Annotated in this window: 16 protein-coding genes; all 16 read left to right on the top strand. The window is 53.3% G+C overall.

Going from position 1 to position 18,705, the window contains the following annotated elements; genetic code table 11:
- Window positions 1–25 precede the first annotated feature (25 nt).
- The 16 genes from PVA01S_RS07305 to PVA01S_RS07230 all read left to right on the top strand — a co-directional run bounded on the left by PVA01S_RS07305 (window position 26) and on the right by PVA01S_RS07230 (window position 18,603).
- Window positions 26–760, top strand: a complete 735-nt coding sequence (locus PVA01S_RS07305; protein WP_127606421.1) for a creatininase family protein — start codon at window positions 26–28, stop codon at window positions 758–760.
- Window positions 761–788: 28 nt separating this feature from the next.
- Complete coding sequence (gene argH, locus PVA01S_RS07300) at window positions 789–2,297, top strand: argininosuccinate lyase (RefSeq protein WP_127606419.1); 1,509 nt, start codon at window positions 789–791, stop codon at window positions 2,295–2,297.
- A complete protein-coding gene (locus PVA01S_RS07295; RefSeq protein WP_127606417.1) occupies window positions 2,297–3,286 on the top strand; it encodes an N-acetylglucosamine kinase in 990 nt (329 codons plus the stop codon). The genes argH and PVA01S_RS07295 overlap by 1 nt, the downstream gene beginning before the upstream one ends.
- A 25-nt stretch (window positions 3,287–3,311) precedes the next feature.
- Window positions 3,312–4,061: a PIG-L deacetylase family protein gene (locus tag PVA01S_RS07290; RefSeq protein WP_127606415.1), complete on the top strand. Its 750-nt coding sequence runs from the start codon at window positions 3,312–3,314 to the stop codon at window positions 4,059–4,061.
- Window positions 4,062–4,155: 94 nt separating this feature from the next.
- On the top strand, window positions 4,156–5,397 hold the full coding sequence (locus tag PVA01S_RS07285) for an MFS transporter (protein WP_127606413.1): 1,242 nt from the start codon (window positions 4,156–4,158) through the stop codon (window positions 5,395–5,397).
- A gap of 73 nt (window positions 5,398–5,470) precedes the next feature.
- Window positions 5,471–6,415, top strand: a complete 945-nt coding sequence (locus tag PVA01S_RS07280) for a hypothetical protein (RefSeq protein WP_127606411.1) — start codon at window positions 5,471–5,473, stop codon at window positions 6,413–6,415.
- Between the two features lie 261 nt (window positions 6,416–6,676).
- A complete protein-coding gene (locus tag PVA01S_RS07275) occupies window positions 6,677–7,693 on the top strand; it encodes a LacI family DNA-binding transcriptional regulator (protein WP_127606409.1) in 1,017 nt (338 codons plus the stop codon).
- Between the two features lie 246 nt (window positions 7,694–7,939).
- Entirely contained in the window at window positions 7,940–9,004 is a 1,065-nt protein-coding gene (locus tag PVA01S_RS07270) for a LacI family DNA-binding transcriptional regulator (RefSeq protein ID WP_127606407.1), read from the top strand.
- 58 nt (window positions 9,005–9,062) lie between these two features.
- Window positions 9,063–10,391, top strand: coding sequence for an ABC transporter substrate-binding protein (locus PVA01S_RS07265; RefSeq protein ID WP_127606405.1), 1,329 nt, complete (start codon window positions 9,063–9,065; stop codon window positions 10,389–10,391).
- Between the two features lie 112 nt (window positions 10,392–10,503).
- A complete protein-coding gene (locus PVA01S_RS07260) occupies window positions 10,504–11,361 on the top strand; it encodes a carbohydrate ABC transporter permease (RefSeq protein WP_127606403.1) in 858 nt (285 codons plus the stop codon).
- A gap of 14 nt (window positions 11,362–11,375) precedes the next feature.
- Window positions 11,376–12,203, top strand: coding sequence for a carbohydrate ABC transporter permease (locus tag PVA01S_RS07255; RefSeq protein ID WP_054799787.1), 828 nt, complete (start codon window positions 11,376–11,378; stop codon window positions 12,201–12,203).
- A 23-nt stretch (window positions 12,204–12,226) separates the two neighbouring features.
- A complete protein-coding gene (locus PVA01S_RS07250) occupies window positions 12,227–13,246 on the top strand; it encodes a sialidase family protein (protein ID WP_127606401.1) in 1,020 nt (339 codons plus the stop codon).
- Between the two features lie 49 nt (window positions 13,247–13,295).
- Complete coding sequence (locus tag PVA01S_RS07245; RefSeq protein WP_127606399.1) at window positions 13,296–14,219, top strand: dihydrodipicolinate synthase family protein; 924 nt, start codon at window positions 13,296–13,298, stop codon at window positions 14,217–14,219.
- A 35-nt stretch (window positions 14,220–14,254) separates the two neighbouring features.
- Window positions 14,255–16,048, top strand: a complete 1,794-nt coding sequence (locus PVA01S_RS07240) for an L-fucose isomerase (protein WP_127606396.1) — start codon at window positions 14,255–14,257, stop codon at window positions 16,046–16,048.
- A gap of 16 nt (window positions 16,049–16,064) precedes the next feature.
- Window positions 16,065–17,741: a ribulokinase gene (locus PVA01S_RS07235; protein ID WP_127606394.1), complete on the top strand. Its 1,677-nt coding sequence runs from the start codon at window positions 16,065–16,067 to the stop codon at window positions 17,739–17,741.
- 166 nt (window positions 17,742–17,907) lie between these two features.
- On the top strand, window positions 17,908–18,603 hold the full coding sequence (locus PVA01S_RS07230; protein ID WP_127606392.1) for a metal-dependent hydrolase: 696 nt from the start codon (window positions 17,908–17,910) through the stop codon (window positions 18,601–18,603).
- Window positions 18,604–18,705: the final 102 nt, after the last annotated feature.

Raw genomic sequence — 18,705 nt, 5'->3', positions numbered from 1 at the left:
AGGTGAAGCGAGGCAACAGGAATCCATGAATGTAATGACGATCCACGGAAGAGATGCCGGGAAGCTTATGGCACAGGCACGATTTGCCGTTGTGCCTTTAGGGTCGATTGAGTATCACGGGCCGCATTCCCCGCTGGGAACGGATGTCCTGCTGGCTCAAGGCTTTGCCGAGAGGATCGATCCGGACCTGCAGCCGTTGGTCTATCCTCCCATACCCTATACGGCCTGCCCCGGTAAAACTCGTGATTATCCCGGGACGATTTCCATTCGACCGTCCGTATTCATCGAGTATTTGACGGACTTAACCGAGGGCATCTGTTCCTCGGGAATTCGCCGCATTTTGCTGCTTAACGCTCATGATGCCAACATGGGGCCTTCCAGAACCGTCGCGGAAGCCGTGACGGCCCAGTACCCTGACGCCGGCTTTTTATTGGTCAATTGGTGGCAGATGGTGGAGACGGGGCTCATGGAGCGGAAGGGATTGTTCCACGGAACGGCCGGACGCGGGCACGGAGGTCCTTATGAAATGTCCGCGGTCAAAGCGATGCATCCCGGCTTGGTCGAAGTGTCCGATTCCGACGTGGAGTTAGATTCATGTCCTCCTTTATCGCCGCTGCCTTATGTGCTTGTAGAAGGCAAACCTCAAGGCTGGGACGGCTATACAGGCAGAATCAAGCAAACTTCGCTGGAGGCCGGCAAAGTCATTGTGGAGGAAGCCTCGCGCCAGATGAACATGCTGATCCGGAACTGGCTGAAATGAGTAGAAAATAAACGGGAGGAATAGCCGTATGAGCTGCAAAGATCAGATTATCCAGTCGGAAGGTCATCTGTTTCCTGGGAAAACCTATGCCGAATGCGTATTGGAGCCCGCCTTTAACGAAGCCAAGAGGCATCTGCTGGGTCCGATGATGGCGATTAACAAAGCCCATCTCATCATGCTTGCGGAGCAAAAGCTTGTATCCCCCGAAGAAGCGGGGGCGATCGCCAAGGCTCTTCACGGGATCGATCTGAATAAACTCAGGCAATGCTCGTACACGGGACAATTTGAAGACCTGTTCTTCCAGGTCGAACATGAGCTGCTGGACAAAGCCGGGGATATCGCCGGCAATTTGCATCTGGCCAGAAGCCGCAACGACATGGGCATCGCCATCTACAGGATGACGCTTCGGGAGAAGCTGCTGGTTACGGTATCCTCCGCCTTGTACTTAAAGGAAAACCTGCTCGCTTTCGCCGAGGAGCATGTCCATACGATCATGATCGGCTACACGCATACGCAGCAGGCTCAGCCTACTACTATGGCTCATTACACCATGGCCGTCGTCGATTCCTTAAGCCGGGACGTAGAAAGGATGTTTCGCGCCTACGCAAACTGCAACCGCAGTTCCATGGGCGCGGCGGCTTTGACGACATCCGGTTTTGCTATTTCCCGGGAAAGAATGCGTGAATTGCTCGGGTTTGACGGCTTGGTCGAAAATTCTTATGACGCGATCGGAGGAGCCGATTATGTGGCCGAGATCTGCACGGCGGCTCAGCTGGCTGCGATAAATCTGGGCCGTGTCGTGCAGGATCTGCTGCTCTGGTGCACGCAGGAATTCGCCGTGCTTCAAGTATCCGCTCCATATGTGCAAATTTCATCGATCATGCCGCAAAAGCGCAATCCGGTTTCTCTCGAGCATATGCGATCCCTGCTGTCCTCCTGCGTGGGCAGCGCGAATACGGTACTGACGATGATTCATAATACGCCTTTCGGCGATATTGTCGATACGGAGGACGACCTGCAGCCGTATGCCTGGAAAGCGCTGGCGATTCTGGATAACATCTATCGGCTGTTGGCTTCCGTAATTGGCACCATGGAGGTCAATAAAGAAGTGCTGCGCAAACGAACCGAGGGCAGCTTCGCTACCGTAACCGAGCTTGCCGACACCTTGGTGCGAACGGACGGGCTGTCCTTCCGCAAGTCCCACCATATCGTAAGCGGCATCGTAAACAAGGCGCTTGCGCAGGGCTTGGCGGCTAACGGCATTACGCTTGAACTGGTGAATGAAGCTGCGCAAGACGTGATCGGCCGCAGCGTTACTTTGAATGAGGATCAGCTGAGGCAAGCCCTGGATCCCGTTCATTTCGTCACGATCCGTTCGCTGCCGGGCGGGCCGAGTCCCCTTGAGATGGAGCGCATGATCGCAGACCGGAGGGAGCGGCATATCAGCCATTTGGAGTGGAATTATGCGTCCGAAGAAAGATCCCGTCAGGCGCTTCAACATTTGGACACGGTCATTCAAGACTGGAGCCGGTCTTAGTGGGCGCGCGGACATTCTCTCTGCTGGCCGTCGATGGCGGAGGCACGAAGTGCCGTGCGGTCGTTGCGGATGTTCGGGGCGGTTGGCTCGGTGAAGGTCGGGCCGGCTCCAGCAATTATCAAAGCGTCGGCCAAGACGCGGCCGCGCGGGAAGTTTCCCTTGCCGTGAAGGCGGCTTTGACAGACGCGGGTTATGCGCCGGAGCGGGACGGAAGCGGCGGCGTCAAGCTCGGCTGTGCGGTATTTGCTTTGGCGGGGCTGGATACGGAACAGGATCGGACTGTGCTGACGGCATTGGTAGTGGAAGTTCTTCACGGGCTGGACATTCAGGTTGACCGGTTAATCATTGAGAATGACGGCTTCGCCGCTCTGCTGGGAGCAACCGATGGGGCGCCCGGCGTTCTCGTTATCGCCGGCACCGGATCGATCGTGTACGGCGTGAATAAGGAAGGGATGAACTGCCGGGCGGGGGGCTGGGGACACCTCGTAGGCGACGAAGGCAGCGGCTACTGGATCGGCAAAAAAGCCATCACGGCGGTTATGAAAGCCGAAGACGGCCGGGGGCGACCGACCCGGTTAACGGAACGGCTCCTCTCCCATCTCGGCTTGAATAATGCCGAAGAGCTGTACAATTGGACCTTCTCTCCGGAATATTCGGTTGAACGGGTAGCCCAGCTGTGGGAAGTCGTCAGCCAAGCCTTGAACGACGGGGATGAGGCCAGCCGCTTGTTAGTTGAAGAGGCGGCTGATGAACTGTACCAGGGAGCGTCTGCCGTCATCCGCAATTTGAGTATGGAGAACGAGAAATTTTCCGTTATTTTGCAGGGAGGCGTACTGCAAAACGCGCCGTACTTGCGAGGGCTGATTTGCGGGCGGATCCGTTCCGATTTTCCTTCGGCTCAGTGGGATTCCGCCAAGAAAGAACCGATTTACGGCGTTATTTCCATGGGACTGGCTCATATACGCCAAATAGGGCTGCACGAATCGTAGCTCCAATCTTATGGAGGTGAATGGCATGGAAAACAAAAAGAAACTGCTCTTTATTTTTGCGCATCCCGACGATGAATCGTTTGCCTGCGGGGGGACGATGGCCAAATGCTCCAGCATGGGTCATGAGCTCGTTCTGGTATGCGCCACATCGGGTTGTAAAGGCAGATGCGGCCCGTTTTCCTTCCAAACGCGTGAGCAATTGGTTGCCCATCGGGAAGGGGAGCTGAGGCAGGCCTGTCATATTCTTGGCGTCTCGAGCTTGATTCTTTACCGGTATCCGGACGGATATTTGAAGGACCAGGACCGCACGGAACTGATCGGGAAATTGAAAGACACGATTGTCGATCAGCAGCCTGACGTTGTCGTTACTTTTCCGCCGGACGGGGTTACGGGACATCCCGACCATATCGCGATCTCGGAAGCTGCGGAGCAGGCGATGCTGCTGGCGGAGGAGCTGCTTGCACGGAACCGGCTCCCGGCGTTCTATTATTCGTCGATTCCTCATTACTATAAGCACTGCGCGGACAAAGGCCCGGACCGGTTATTTCCGATTACCGGCAAGGTCGATATTCGTGAATTCCGCGCGATCAAGGGACAGGCGCTGCAAGCCCACCAAAGCCAGGTTTACTCGGTTAATCGCGCTTACCCCGGCGTCATGGAGGGCGACTTATCGGTCATCGGACCTTACGAATACTTCACGCTGGTTCGTCAACATGGACAACCGGTACCTATAAACAAGGATGTCAAGGACATTCCGCTCATGGAGCTGATCTAAAACATTCCATGCGGGTATTTCCGTTTAGGGATGCGTATTCTTGTCAAAAATGAGATACTAAATGCACTAAAAGACGGGGAAAAGGGGCCTGAACATGAATAAAGCGGGTTTGCTGCGTGAACCGAAACAACGGAAGCTGCTGTTCAGCGCTGGACTTAGCTGGTTATTCGATGCGATGGAAGTCGGGATGATCTCATTTATCGTTGCTGCGCTAGCTGTCGATTGGCATTTAAACGCGCAGCAGGTTGGATTTCTGACAGCGGTTAATTCAATCGGAATGGCCGTCGGAGCGGCAGTGGCGGGCTCGTTTGCGGATCGGTACGGACGCCGGGCCGTGTTGCTCTGGACGCTTCTCATTTTCTCTGCCGCAAGCGGGCTGTCCGCCCTGGCGACCAGCTTTGCCGTATTGTGCGCGCTTCGCTTCATCGCAGGCTTCGGATTAGGCGGGGAGCTTCCGGTCGCTTCAACGCTTGTCTCCGAGTCGGTGCCTGCCCATGAGAGGGGGCGTGCCGTTGTGCTGCTCGAGAGCTTCTGGGCCGGCGGATGGATCGTCTCCGCACTGATCGCCTATTTCATCATTCCTCATTATGGCTGGAAGACTGCCTTTATCATCGGCGCTTTACCGGCATTATACGCTTTGTACCTAAGACGGGCGATACAGGATTCGCCTCGTTATACCGCGCAGCAAGACCGAAAGCTGTCGTTTGGGGAGCGGCTGGCTTCCGTATGGTCATCGTCGCACCGCAGATCCACGATCACGCTCTGGATCTTGTGGTTGATGGTCGTATTCTCCTATTACGGCATGTTTCTGTGGCTTCCGTCCGTTATGGTGATGAAGGGCTTTAGTCTCGTGAAAAGCTTTCAGTACGTCTTCATCATGACGCTTGCACAGCTGCCCGGATATTTTACCGCCGCTTACTTGATTGAAAAGCTCGGCCGAAAGTTCGTGCTCGTCACCTACCTGCTGCTTACGGCTGCCAGCGCTGTATGGTTCGGTAACGCCGGTACGGAAGCGATGCTGATCGCGGCCGGGGCTTCCCTCTCCTTCTTTAACCTTGGGGCCTGGGGAGCCATGTATGCCTACACACCGGAGTTGTACCCGACGGCAGTCCGCTCCACGGGTGTCGGGCTTGCGGCTGCCTTCGGACGGATCGGCGGTGTAATGGGTCCCTACCTTGTAGGCATACTGATAGCACAAAACGTTGCGCTTAGTTCGATATTTATAATATTTTTCGTTGCCATTATTATCGGAGCGCTTGCCGTGTTATTCTTCGGAAAGGAAACAAAAGGGACGAACCCGGATCAAGTCGCCGATGAGCGCAAGGGCAGGCAGTGAAACAAATAGGCCCGCGATCTCGTCTGAATTTGGAAGGGTGACGATAATCGTATAAACGGAGAAGGATTACAGGATGCAAAATCGGATAAAGACATTGGAATTTAAAAGAAAATGTTTGGAATTTCATTATAGTCAAGCGGCAAATGCGGCTAACGCATTGACGCCTGATCGTTTCCATGTATGCGTGAGCGAGTTTGCAGCTATGATGGAGGTCATGCATACCTGTATTGAAATCGCCAGATCTTGTGTATTTGATAATAACGCTGTTGATTTCAAAGCGTATCTGAAAAGCATGGATGATGAAGTGAAAGCGGAGTTGCTTTATATACAGCAATGGGTTGAAGCCAACAGAGTCGATCATCTCATTCATTTGCGGGAAACCCCTGAATTACATGCGGTCATCAAGCCGCTGCCTAAGCGTCATGAAACCGGATATTATCAACAAAGGGAATTAGTTCCTTATATGATGAAAGTAAAAGGTTTGGCTGAACAAGTCATATCCGATTTGATGGATCTGTACAGGCAGGATCATATAAGCTTTGATCAAAGCTGGAGAACGGTTGATGTGTACAGAAGTTCTCTGGCTTGTAAAGCTTGCGGTACGCAGGTTACAAGGACGCTAAGGCACCTGGGGGATTTGAGAGAAATTTCTTTAAAAGAAAAAGAAAGTTATGTACCGCGGTTTTCCTATGTTTATGGGCATGAAATCATTAGGGCCGATCTTCTTCCCTACCAGGGTGCGAATGAAATAACGGATGCTGAACTTATCGTCCATATCGAAAGTCTGGATACGACGACAATCCGAAAGACAGCGGGCGGATGCTGCGGTCCTGATGCATCGGTTTTTAATATTTTTTGTAAAAACGGACATCCTATCGGAAAAGAAGGTTCCGATTGCTGGATGCCGCACTTTATACGCATTCCTTTGCAAGGTATCAAGAAGCATGACCTGATCAGATCGAAAGTTCGTCAAATACAGTCTCCTTCCCGCGCTCAATCGCAGAGGATTAGCCCATAAGGACCTGGCGGTGATCTTCCGCCAGGTTTTTCTTCGTTCGCGCGCCTCGCGCCCAGCCAGTAGGGGCACAACTAACGGGAGCGAGTCCGGTCGAGGCAAGCAAGTGTCCAAGTGTCCCCGGCTTGTCATCCGTTGACATAGCAGGATTTGCCAAGTAAGATAAATTAACGGATTCGCACAGTTGATTTGAAACCTTATACAATACTTGTAAGCATGACGATGCGACGTCCATTTTTATCAATATATCGGGGTGCAATTTTTATGGCAAGCATTAAAGAAATCGCCCAATTGGCTAACGTTTCCCAGGGAACCGCCTCTATTGTGCTAAACGGCAAAGGAGATCAATACCGCATTTCCGCCCTCACGCAGCAAAAAATATATGAGGTTGCCAGGCAGCTCAACTATCGGCCCAATATTTCGGCCAGACGTCTTCGAAGCGGAGGCGAAACGGTACTGCCGATCATCGCTCTCTTCTGGGCGCTGGATACCCGAACCGTGTTAATCAGCCGGTTTTTGCACGGGCTGCAGAAGGAGCTTGCTTCCATAGAAAGTGAGTACGAGCTGCTCATTCAGCCTTATGTCGGCACCAAATTGAAAGAAATGCGAAGCTTGATTACGGGCACAAGGTTTAACGGTGCAATTATCGCTATTCCTACGGAAGAAGACGAGGAATTTTTGGAGCAGGCTCAATTGAATGTGCCTATCGTGCTGTATCAGAGAAGTTCGGCAAAATATGCTTCGGTGTACGTTGACAGCTACGGAACGGGGAAAGACGTTGCCGCCATGTTTGCCGCGCGGGGACACCGTAAAGTAGGGGCGCTCGTGCCGAACGTTTCGTCCAAGGCGATACGGCTTCGCAAGGAAGGCTTCTTGGCGAAAGCCGCAGAGCTCGGTCTGCATGTGGAGCCGGAGCATATCCTATTCTCCGATTTCTCGGAACGCGGAGGGTATGAGGCGATTCAGCGGATGGTTGAGACCGACGGGCAGCTGCCGTCCGCATTGTTTGTCATCAGCGATCAAATGGCGGTCGGTGCATTGTCGGCGCTGCACACCTATGGAAAGCGCGTCCCGCAGGACATCGAAATGATCGGCTATGACGACGATGAAGTGACCCGGTTTACGATCCCATCCCTGTCAACCGTACACTTGCCTGTAGAAGAAATGGCCGGCGAGTGCGTCCGTATGCTGACGGATTTAATGCATCACAAAACGACGGGGCCGTCATCAAAAATCTTCGATGCGCATATCGTCGTTCGCCAGTCGTGCGGGGCCAATTGAATCAAGCGAAAGCGAAGGAAGACGGGCCGGGCGCTCAACCGATGGGAATCGGTTGAAGCGCCCGGTCCTTTTTTTAACCGCCGAAAGGGGCTCCGATCAGGTGCTTTTTTTCTTGCTAAAACGTTTTTACAAAAAGGATTGACGTGAAAACGTTTGTAAAATATAATAAAAACGTATTAGCAATACGATTTAGCAAAACGTATTAGCAAGAAGCGTCAGACCGCATTGCTTGCAAGGAGGTGAAGCATGGCCAGTATTAAGGAGATCGCTCAATTAGCAAACGTATCTCAAGGAACGGCATCCATGGTACTGAACGGCAAGGGCGATCATTATCGGATATCGGCCGCTACGCAGGAGAAGATTATGGAGGCGGCCAGGCGGTTAAACTATCAACCGAACATCTCGGCCAGACGCTTGCGAAGCGGCGGAGAAACCGTTCTTCCGATCATTGCGTTATTTTGGTCGATCGATACCCGAGCTGCGCTCATCAACCGGTTTTTGAAAGGGCTTCAACAATCCATCAATGCCATAGCGGATGAGCAAGAATACGAGATATTGATTCAGCCTTACGTTGGCACCAAGCTGAATGAAGTTCACAGTCTGCTAACGGGCACGCGATTTAACGGGGCGATCATTGCGAACCCGACAGAGCAGGATGAAGCGTACTTGGAAGAAGTAACCCCGATGGTGCCGATTGTATTGTACCAACGCAGTTCCAACAAATACTCGTATGTCAATGTCGACAGTTATTTGACCGGCGAGAAAGTGGCGGAGTTGTTTGCGAGCCGCGGCCATCGTCAGGTGGGAGTGATTGTACCGGACGTTTCTTCCAGCGCGATCCGGCTGCGTATGGAAGGGTTTCTGAATAAAGGACGCGAGCTGGGCATGGAAATTCAGGAGCAGCATCTGGTGTTTGAAGATTTTTCCGAAAGAGGCGGTTATCAAGCCGTGCAGCGTCTGCTCGCTCATGGGAGCGCTCTTCCTACGGCGTTGTTCTCCGCGAGCGACCAAATGGCGGTCGGCGCGTTGATGGCATTAAACGAAGCGGGGAAAGCGGTTCCGCAAGATGTGGAAATCGTGGGTCATGACGATGATGAAATTACGCAATACACAGTGCCGACGCTGACGACGGTTCATCTGCCCGTTGAACAAATGGCGGACGCCTGCTTCCATTTGCTGGCCGGGATGATGCAGCATCGGTATCAGCAATCCGTCAGTAAAGTGTTTGAGACGCATCTGGTCATTCGCCGGTCCTGCGGCGATTTTCAAGGAAGAACAAGCAGCTTAAATGCGGATTCGGACGTCACATAGCAGGATCGACGCTGGAACGCTTTAAGATATAACCAACAACTACGGGAGGGTTTCACGAATGAAATTCAAAAGGGTGTCGGCGATTCTTGCATCAACCGCGTTATTTACAGTATTTGCAGGTTGTTCGAACAATAGCGACCAGCCTGGCGCCGGACAGCCGGCCGCGAGCGGCGGAACGGCTTCGCAGAGCGGACCGGTCAAGATCGATTATTGGGGCGGCTGGACGGGTCCCGACCTGGAAACGATGAAAGGCTTGGTTGAAAAGTTCAATGCCGAGCAGAGCAAAATTCATGTTGAATTCAGCTCGATGCAGTGGACGCCGTTGTTTACGAAATTTTTGACCGAAATGAAGGGCGGAGAACCGCCGGAGGTTCTGGCTATGCATCCGTTCGAAATCGGACAATTTGCCGAGATGGGCGTATTGGATGCGAAAACCGTTGAGTCGGTCAAGATGAATAAAGCGGATTACTCCGAATTTGCCTGGGGCGGTACGCTGTATAAAGGAACGCAATATGCGGTGCCGCTTGATGTGCATATGCACGGTGTTTTCTATAACAAAGATCTGTTCGCTAAAGCCGGTGTAAGCGCTCCACCGACAACGGGAGAAGAACTTATCGCCGCCGCCCAGAAGCTGACGGTAGACAAGAACGGCAAGCATCCGAACGAAGCGGGCTTTGACGAGAACAACATTACACAGTACGGCTTAGGGTTCAGCATGAACCATCACGCGTTCTATCAGTTCTACGCTTTGCTCAACCAACAAGGAGACAATCCGTTCAAGGAAGATATGAAGAAGCTGGTGCTCGACGAGCAAAAAGCGGCTAAAGCTTTAGGCTTCCTGGAGGATCTGATCTTTAAATACAAAGTGGTGCCTAAAGGCCAAAAATCTCCTGTCGATGACTTTACGTCCGGCAAAGTGGCAATGATCGTGGACGGCCCGTGGCAAATGCCGAAGCTGGAAGCTTCCGGCATCCAGTGGGGCAGCGCGCCATACCCGAAAGTGTTCGATAAGCAGGCCGCATGGGGCGCAGCAGAAGTTCTGACCTTCCCGGTGAACTCGAAGGCAAGCGCGGAAGAGAAAGCCGCTGCCGTTGAATTCGTGAAATGGCTGGACAAAAACTCGGGCGATTGGGCCAAATCCGGACAGCTTCCTTCCAGCAACGCAGGTATGGAAGTCGCCAAGAAAATGCCGGGCCGCGATGCATTTGTGAACAGCCTGAACAACGCGGTTCTCTTGCCGGCGCATCCGAAAGCCGCTCAGTTGTTCTCCAGCACGGCGCCAAGCCCGATCTTGACGGCTGCGCAGGATGCTGTGTTGAACAACAAGGATCCGCTTGAAATCGTGAAGAAGCTGCAGAAAGATATGGACGCCTTGCTCGCGGAATAATCCCGATCCCACCAAGGATACGGCCGAATGAACGTTCGATCGATCGTCCGTTCGGCCGTATCCGATTCACTTATCAACTACATGTTATTTTAGCGGAAGGGTTGTAGAATCTATGAAAAAACAAGGAAAGGTTGCGGCGCTGTTTCTCTTGCCTTACTTGTTGGTCTTTCTCGTATTCCGTTTCGGACCGAGTGTGGCCGGCTTATTCGTCGGCTTTATGAAGTGGAACATCGTAGGCACGGCATCCTTCGCAGGCTTGAACAACTTTATTAAGCTGTTTCGCGATCCGATTTTTTACACATCGTTAAAAAACACATTGGTTTTTCTGCTCATGACACTGCCGCCGCTCGTTGTATTCAGCTTGCTGCTGGCGATCCTGCTTAACCAAAAATTGCGGTTTCGCAATGCGGTACGGACCATTTCGATCATTCCGTACGTCTTGATTCCGGCTGTCGTCGGGATTATCTGGAACTGGCTGTATGACAACAACTTCGGGATTTTGAACTATTATTTGAAGCTGGTCGGGCTGAACCCGGTTGAATGGCTGACGAATGAAAAATACGCGCTGTTCTCTGTAGCGATCGTGACCGTGTGGTCTTTCCTGGGCTATAACATGATTCTGTATTTGGCCGGTTTGCAGGACATTTCCAAAGACTTGTATGAGGCGTCGGAGATTGACGGAGCGAACAAGTACCAGACGTTTCTGAAAATCACGTTCCCGTTATTGAAGCCGATCACCTCGATGATCATCACGCTAACGCTCATTAACACGATCCAAGTGTTTGACCAAATTTTCGTCATGACCAACGGCGGACCAGGCACGGCGACCCTGACGCTTGTTCAATACTTGTACGGCACCGCTTTCCAAAATTACAACTTGGGTTACGGATCGGCGCTCGGTGTTGCCATCTTGGCTATCTTGATCGTGATGGTTCAAATCCAATCCAAATTGCTGAAGCTGGATGACTAGGAGTGAATGTTAGCATGAATGCGAAAAAGTTACCGGTATACCTTGTCATGATTGTCGTGAGCATCATATTCTTGTTCCCTTTGCTCTGGTCATTCCTATCGTCGCTCAAGCCGGAGGCCCAGATCGTAAGCTACCCGCCGAAATGGGTGCCGGAAGTCATTACACTGGAAAACTACACGATGGTTTTGAAAAACTATCCCTACCTTAGCTGGATGATGAACAGTGTCGGGATGACTGTCGCTTCGACTTTGTTTGTTCTCGCCTTGACGACACTCGCCGCCTATGCGTTCGGCCGCTTGCATTTTACGGGCAAGAAAGTGATCTTCACGCTCGTCGTATCGATGCTTTTAATTCCGATTCAAGCGTACATCGTTCCGTTATTTCTCTTGGTATCCAAGTTAGGCCTTCTGAACAGCTATTATGCCATTGTTCTTGTGGCGGGCGCCAACGTTACGAGTGTCTTTATTCTTACCAGCTTCTTCAAGAGTATTCCTAAAGAGCTGGAGGAAGCGGCTCGGATTGACGGCTGCCAGGATTTCGGGATTTTCGGTAAAATCATGCTTCCGCTTGCGAAGCCTGCCGTATCCACCGTCACCATTCTCATGTTCATTACGAACTGGAACAACTTCCTGTGGCCGTTGATAGCGATTCGCGAAAATTCCTTGAAGCCGCTAGCGGTCGGTATCGCACAGTTCATGGGCGGCGCCAACTCGACCGCGCAGTTTCAGTATGGGACTTCGCTGGCAGGGGCTTGTATGGCGATTATTCCGTCCATCATCGTTTTTCTTTCCCTTCAGCGGTATTTTGTTGAGGGCATAGCCAATACCGGGATTAAGGGATAGATTGTTCACAGGAGGAAATCAGCATGGAATTTACACCCGTTGTCAAAGAGCTTATTTTTGACACAAATAAGCCGTTTGCAAGCTGTCATGCCTCTCATCTGACGCTGCTGCCGAACGGTGACATTCTTGCCGCCTGGTTCGCCGGAAGCGAGGAAGGGGCGGACGATATCTCCATCTGGGGTTCGCGGCGCGAAGGCGGAATTTGGACGAAGCCGGTCCAGCTCGCGGATGAGGTGAACGAACCGCATTGGAATCCGGTGTTTCACAGGAAAGCGGACGGCGAACTCGTTCTCTTCTATAAGGTCGGTCGTTTGCTGAAGGAATGGTACACCATGGTCAAGACGTCCCGGGATGAAGGCCGAAGCTGGTCGGCGCCGGTCGAATTGGTTGCAGGAGACCGCGGAGGCCGGGGGCCGGTGCGCAACAAGCTGATCGTGCTGAAGGACGGAACTTGGCTTGCTCCCGCTTCGACGGAAGACGGCATTTGGCAGTCGTTCGCGGATCGGTCCGAGGACGAGGGGAAGAGCTGGACCAAGAGCGGAGACATTCGCATCGAAGAGCTGGACTACGGGAACATTCAGGAAGTGACGGACAGCGATATTCCGGTTTCCAAGCAATCGTTTATCGGCCGGGGCGTCATTCAACCTACGTTATGGGAATCGGAGCCCGGGAAGGTTCATATGCTGCTGCGCAGTACGGAAGGCTTCATCTATAGAAGTGATTCCGACGATGGCGGCCGTTCCTGGTGCGGCGCATACCCGACATCGCTTCCGAACAACAACAGCGGCATCGATGTGGTGAAGCTGGATAACGGTACGCTGGTACTCGCGTTTAACCCGGTCGGCGACAATTGGGGACCGAGGTCGCCCCTCGTGCTGCGCGCTTCCGAGGACAACGGTTTGACGTGGGGAAGCGAGTTTGTGTTGGAGAACGAGGCCGGGGAATATTCCTATCCCGCCATTATTGCCGAAGGAAACAACTTGTATATGACGTATACGTGGAAAAGAGAAAGTATAGCTTTTAGACAAATATCCGTGGGATGAAGCGGAATATAGATATGGAAACCTACTACGGATCGTGAGGGAGAACCGGATGATGAAACAAATTCCTGCGGGTGTGTGGCCTACAATGATCACCCCGTTCACAGAATCGAACGAGATTGATTATGACGCTTTGGAACGATTGATCGATTGGTATATCGGGCATGGCGTTGACGGATTGTTTGCGGTATGCCAGTCGAGTGAGATGTTCTTCTTAAGCAAGGAAGAGCGAGTGAAGCTTGCGGCATTCGTGAAGGAAAAGGCTGCGGGCCGAGTTCCTGTTATTGCATCGGGGCACATATCGGATAAGTACGAGGATCAGGTCGAGGAACTGAAGGCGCTTGCCGATACGGGAATCGATGCGCTTGTGTTAATTACAAACCGGCTGTCCTCGGAAGGAGAACCGGACGCGACCTGGAAGCGAAATTTGGAGAAGCTGCTGAAGGAGCTTCCGGAAGAAACACCGCTCGGATTCTACGAGTGTCCGTTCCCTTACAAAAAAATCATTTCCCCGGAAGCGCTGAAATGGTGCGCTGAAACCGGCCGTTTTCTGTTTCTGAAAGACACCAGCTGCGATGCCGAGAATATAAGATTGAAATTGGAAGCCGTTCAAGGGACCGGCTTGAATATATATAACGCGAACACGGCCACGCTGCTCGAGACGTTGAAGCTCGGCGTCACCGGGTACAGCGGCGTCATGGCCAACTTCCACCCGGAGCTGTATGTCTGGCTCATGCAAAACTGGCAGCAGAAGCCGGAGGAAGCGGATCATCTGAGCAATTTCGTAAGTATCGCTTCCTTCATCGAGAAACAATTGTATCCGGTTAACGCCAAATATTATTTGATGCTGGAAGGGGTTCTCTCCAACTATCATTGCCGCTCCAAGAACCATCTGGACTTTACGGCTACCAACCGGCTTGAGATCGAGCAGCTGCATCGCTTGTCCAAGACGGTTGCCAAGACATACGGAATTTAAAAATAAACGTTTGTTTAAAACCAAGGAGGAAAACCATGAACTCGTCCCGATTCGTAAACCGTTTGCAAGGAGATATGCCTAAGATCGGAATTCGCCCTATTATTGACGGCCGCCGAGGCGGTATCCGTGAATCGCTGGAAGAGCCGACGATGAATATGGCCATCGCTTGCGCCAAATTTTTGAGCGAAAATTTGCGTCATTCGAACGGGCTGCCGGTCGAATGCGTCATTGCCGATACGACGATTGGCGGCGTAGCGGAAGCGGCGAGAGCAGCCGAGAAATTCCGCAAGGAAGGCGTAGGCGTTACGATCTCGGTGACGCCGTCCTGGTGCTACCCGCTTGAGACGATCGATACGGATCCTTTCATGCCTAAAGCCATCTGGGGCTTTAACGGGACGGAAAGACCGGGTGCCGTATACTTGGCATCGGCGCTGGGGGCGCATAATCAGAAAGGGCTGCCGGCCTTCAGCATTTACGGCAAGGATGTTCAGGATATGGGCGACAGCTCGATTCCGGAGGACGTTCAAGAGAAGCTGCTGCGCTTTGCCAAGGCGGGCCTTGCCGTCGCTACGATGCGGGGCAAGTCATATTTGGCGCTCGGCACTGTGTCCATGGGGATCGCAGGCTGCATCGTGGACGAATCGTTCTTCCAAGACTATTTGGGCATGCGCAATGAGTATGTGGATATGACGGAATTTGTCCGGCGGATGGAACGGGGAATTTACGATAAGGAAGAATTCGAACGCGCTTTGGCATGGACCAAAGAAAATTGTCATATCGGCGCAGATGTGAATCCTCCTGAGCTGAAGAGAACCGACGAACAGAAGGAGCAAGATCTGGAGACGGTTGTCAAAATGACGCTGATCGCCCGCGACCTGATGATCGGGAATCCGAAGCTCGCGGAGATGGGCTACGAGGAAGAGGCGCTCGGACATAACGCGATCGCCGCCGGTTTCCAAGGACAGCGCGCCTGGACCGATCACTTTCCGAACGGCGACTTTATGGAAGCGATATTGACCAGCTCGTTCGATTGGAACGGCATTCGCGAACCGTTCATAATGGCTACCGAGAACGATAACCTCAATGCGGTCACGATGCTCTTCGGTCACTTGTTGACGAACAGCGCGCAAATATTCGCCGATGTGCGTACGTATTGGAGTCCGGAAGCGGTCAAGCGCGTGACGGGACATGAGCTGACCGGGCCTGCTGCCGGCGGGATCATTCACTTGATCAACTCCGGACCTGCGGCACTGGATGCGACTGGCGAGCAAACAATCAACGGACAGCCGGCCATGAAGCCATTCTGGGACATTACGGACGATGAAGTGAAGAAATGCCTGGATGCGACGAAGTGGTGTCCGGCAGTCGATTTCTTCCGCGGAGGCGGGTATTCGACAGACTTCACGACGCGTGGCGGCATGCCGATGACGATCGCACGGATTAATCTGATTAAAGGCATCGGCCCGGTCCTGCAGCTTGCAGAGGGCTATTCGGTCGAGCTTCCCGAGGACGTTCACGATGTGCTTGACCAGCGCTCCAACCCGACTTGGCCGACGACCTGGTTCGTGCCGAAGCTTACCGGGAAAGGCGCATTCAAAGACGTCTATACGGTCATGAATAACTGGGGCTCGAATCATTGCGCCGTCAGCTACGGTCATGTCGGCGGAGATTTAATTACGTTAGCTTCGATGCTGCGGATTCCGGTTTGCATGCACAACGTTCCCGAAGATCAAATATTCCGTCCTAGCGCATGGTCGGCGTTCGGTGTGAATGAGCCGGTGGGAGCCGATTATCGGGCATGCTCGACCTTCGGCCCGTTGTACCGTTAGAACGGAGGAACATGCGATGGGAAAACGATATGCGATAGGAGTCGATTACGGGACGGAGTCCGGCAGAGCCGTCATCGTTGACGTCGACAACGGTGAGGAGCTTGCCGTCCACGTGACGCCGTATCCTCACGGTGTGATCGATGAACGCTTGCCGGGGTCCGGCAAGCCGCTGGAGCCGAACTGGGCGCTTCAGCATCCGGACGATTACATGGAGGTCCTAAGACGGTCGGTTCCCGAGGTGCTGCGCATTTCGGGGGTTGATCCGGCGCAAGTGATCGGCATCGGGATTGATTTTACGGCGTGCACCATGCTCCCTGTCGATGAGGACGGCAATCCTCTATGCGATCAAGAGGCTTACCGCGATGAGCCGCATGCGTATGTCAAGCTGTGGAAGCATCATGCGGCGCAGGACGAAGCCAACCGGATTAATGAAACGGCCGAGGCGCGGGGCGAGCTGTTCTTAAGCCGGTACGGCGGTAAAACCTCGTCGGAATGGATGGTCGCCAAAGCGTGGCAAATCATGAATGAGGCTCCTGAAGTGTATGAGGCGGCCGACCGGTTTATGGAGGCTGCGGACTGGACGGTTCTTCAACTAACCGGCAATCCGGTCCGCAGCAGCTGCGGCGCAGGCTACAAAGCATTCTGGCATAAAGCGGACGGCTATCCTTCGCCCGACTTCTTCAAAGCTTTGGATCCGAAGCTTGAACGATTCGTGGAAACGAAGCTGGCGGGCGACGTCGTGTCGCTTGGAACGAAAGCCGGCGAATTGACGGCGGAAGCGGCTGATATGCTGGGGCTGCGTGCCGGAACGGCAGTTGCCGCCAGCATCATCGACGCGCACGCGGGCGTTCCGGGTACCGGGGCCGTTCGCTCGGGTCAAATGGTCATGGCCATGGGCACCTCATTGTGTCATATGCTGCTGAGCGACAAAGAAATTCATGCCGAAGGCATCAGCGGTGTCGTGGAAGACGGCCTCATTCCCGGGCTTTACGGGTATGAGGCGGGTCAGCCCGCGGTAGGGGATCTGTTCGGCTGGTTTGTTGACCACCAGGTGCCCGGCTACGTGCTGGAAGCGGCGGCAAGCGAAGGGCTCAGCGTTCACGGCTGGTTGGAACGACGGGCAGCGGAGCTGAAGCCCGGCGAGCACGGCTTGCTGGCGCTCGATTGGTGGAACGGCAACCGTTCCGTGCTGGTGGATGCCGATTTAAGCGGCATGATCGTCGGATTGACGCTCCAGACGAAGCCGGAGGAAATTTACCGTTCCTTATTGGAAGCAACCGCCTTCGGCACACGTAAGATTATCGATACGTTCGAGGCGGCGGGCGTCGAGGTGAACGAACTGTTCGCCTGCGGAGGCTTGCCGCAGCGCAACCGTCTGCTGATGCAAATTTATGCAGACGTGACCGGCCGTGAGATCAAGATTGCCGCGTCGACCCAAACCCCTGCGCTTGGGGCGGCGATGTTCGGAGCCGTGGCTGCGGGGGCCGAACGCGGCGGCTACGACAGTATAGCCGAGGCTGCTGCGAAGATGGCGCATGTACGTGAGGAAACGTATCTCCCGAATGCTGCGAACAAGGCTGTTTACGACGAGCTGTACGCGGCTTACAACCGGCTGCATGATCTATTTGGCCGGGGCGGCTGTCAAGTGATGAAAGAGCTTCTGAGCATCAAGCGACTGCAAAGTGAAGCGTAACGGATAGAGAAATAGAAGAAACGCCTTCATCAGAACCTTTACCGGGTTTGATGGAGGCGTTCTTTGTTTTGAGGAAATCCTTTTTTTGACATGGGGAAAATTAATCGGTAACATGATTTTGAATAACGATAACCAACTGTTGGGCAAATAAGGAGGAATCGAGAAAATGGAAATTATATACCATGGACATTCTTGCGTTCAAATCGTAACCGGGGACAAATCGCTCATCATCGATCCGTTCCTGCGGGGCAACGCCCTGGCGGTAACCAAACCTGAGGACATTAAGACGGACGCGGTTCTTCTGACACATGCGCATATGGATCATATATTGGATGCGGAGCCGATCGCCAAAGCCAATGATGTGCCGGTCGTAGCCACGTTTGAGCTTGCAGCCTACATGTCCTGGAAGGGACTCCGGACGATTGGCATGAATACGGGGGGAACCGTCGATCTGGGTTTTGCGAAGGCAAAAATGATTCAAGCGTTCCATAGCTCGGGGATCGTGCTGGAGGACGAGCAGCGAATTGTGTACGGCGGCATGCCGGGCGGCTTTATCGTTACCGCGGAGGGCATTACCGTACTTCATGCGGGTGACACGGCGCTTTACGGCGATATGAAGATGATTGGAGATCGTCATTCGATTGACGTTGCCTTCATTCCCATGGGCGACCATTATACGATGGGACCTGAAGATGCCGTCCAAGCGGCGGAATGGTTCGGGGCCAAGCTGGTCGTACCGGTCCACTATGATACGTTCCCGGCTATTCGGCAGGACGCTGAAGCGTTCGTTCGCAGTCTGGAGGAAAAAGGTATACAAGGCCGGGTGCTCAAACCGGGCGAGCAAATGACGGTTAAATCGTAACCCTGTACGACTATCGGCTTTTCAAGAATCGGTACAAGGCAACTCGGCGTTCTAGGCGAATTTGCTTTGTCAAATATCAGGCACGAATGTATCTGTTTCGAA

This window comes from Paenibacillus validus NBRC 15382, assembly GCF_004000985.1.
GTDB lineage: Bacteria > Bacillota > Bacilli > Paenibacillales > NBRC-103111 > Paenibacillus_G > Paenibacillus_G validus.
This window is presented reverse-complemented; position numbering and strand designations above follow the sequence as displayed.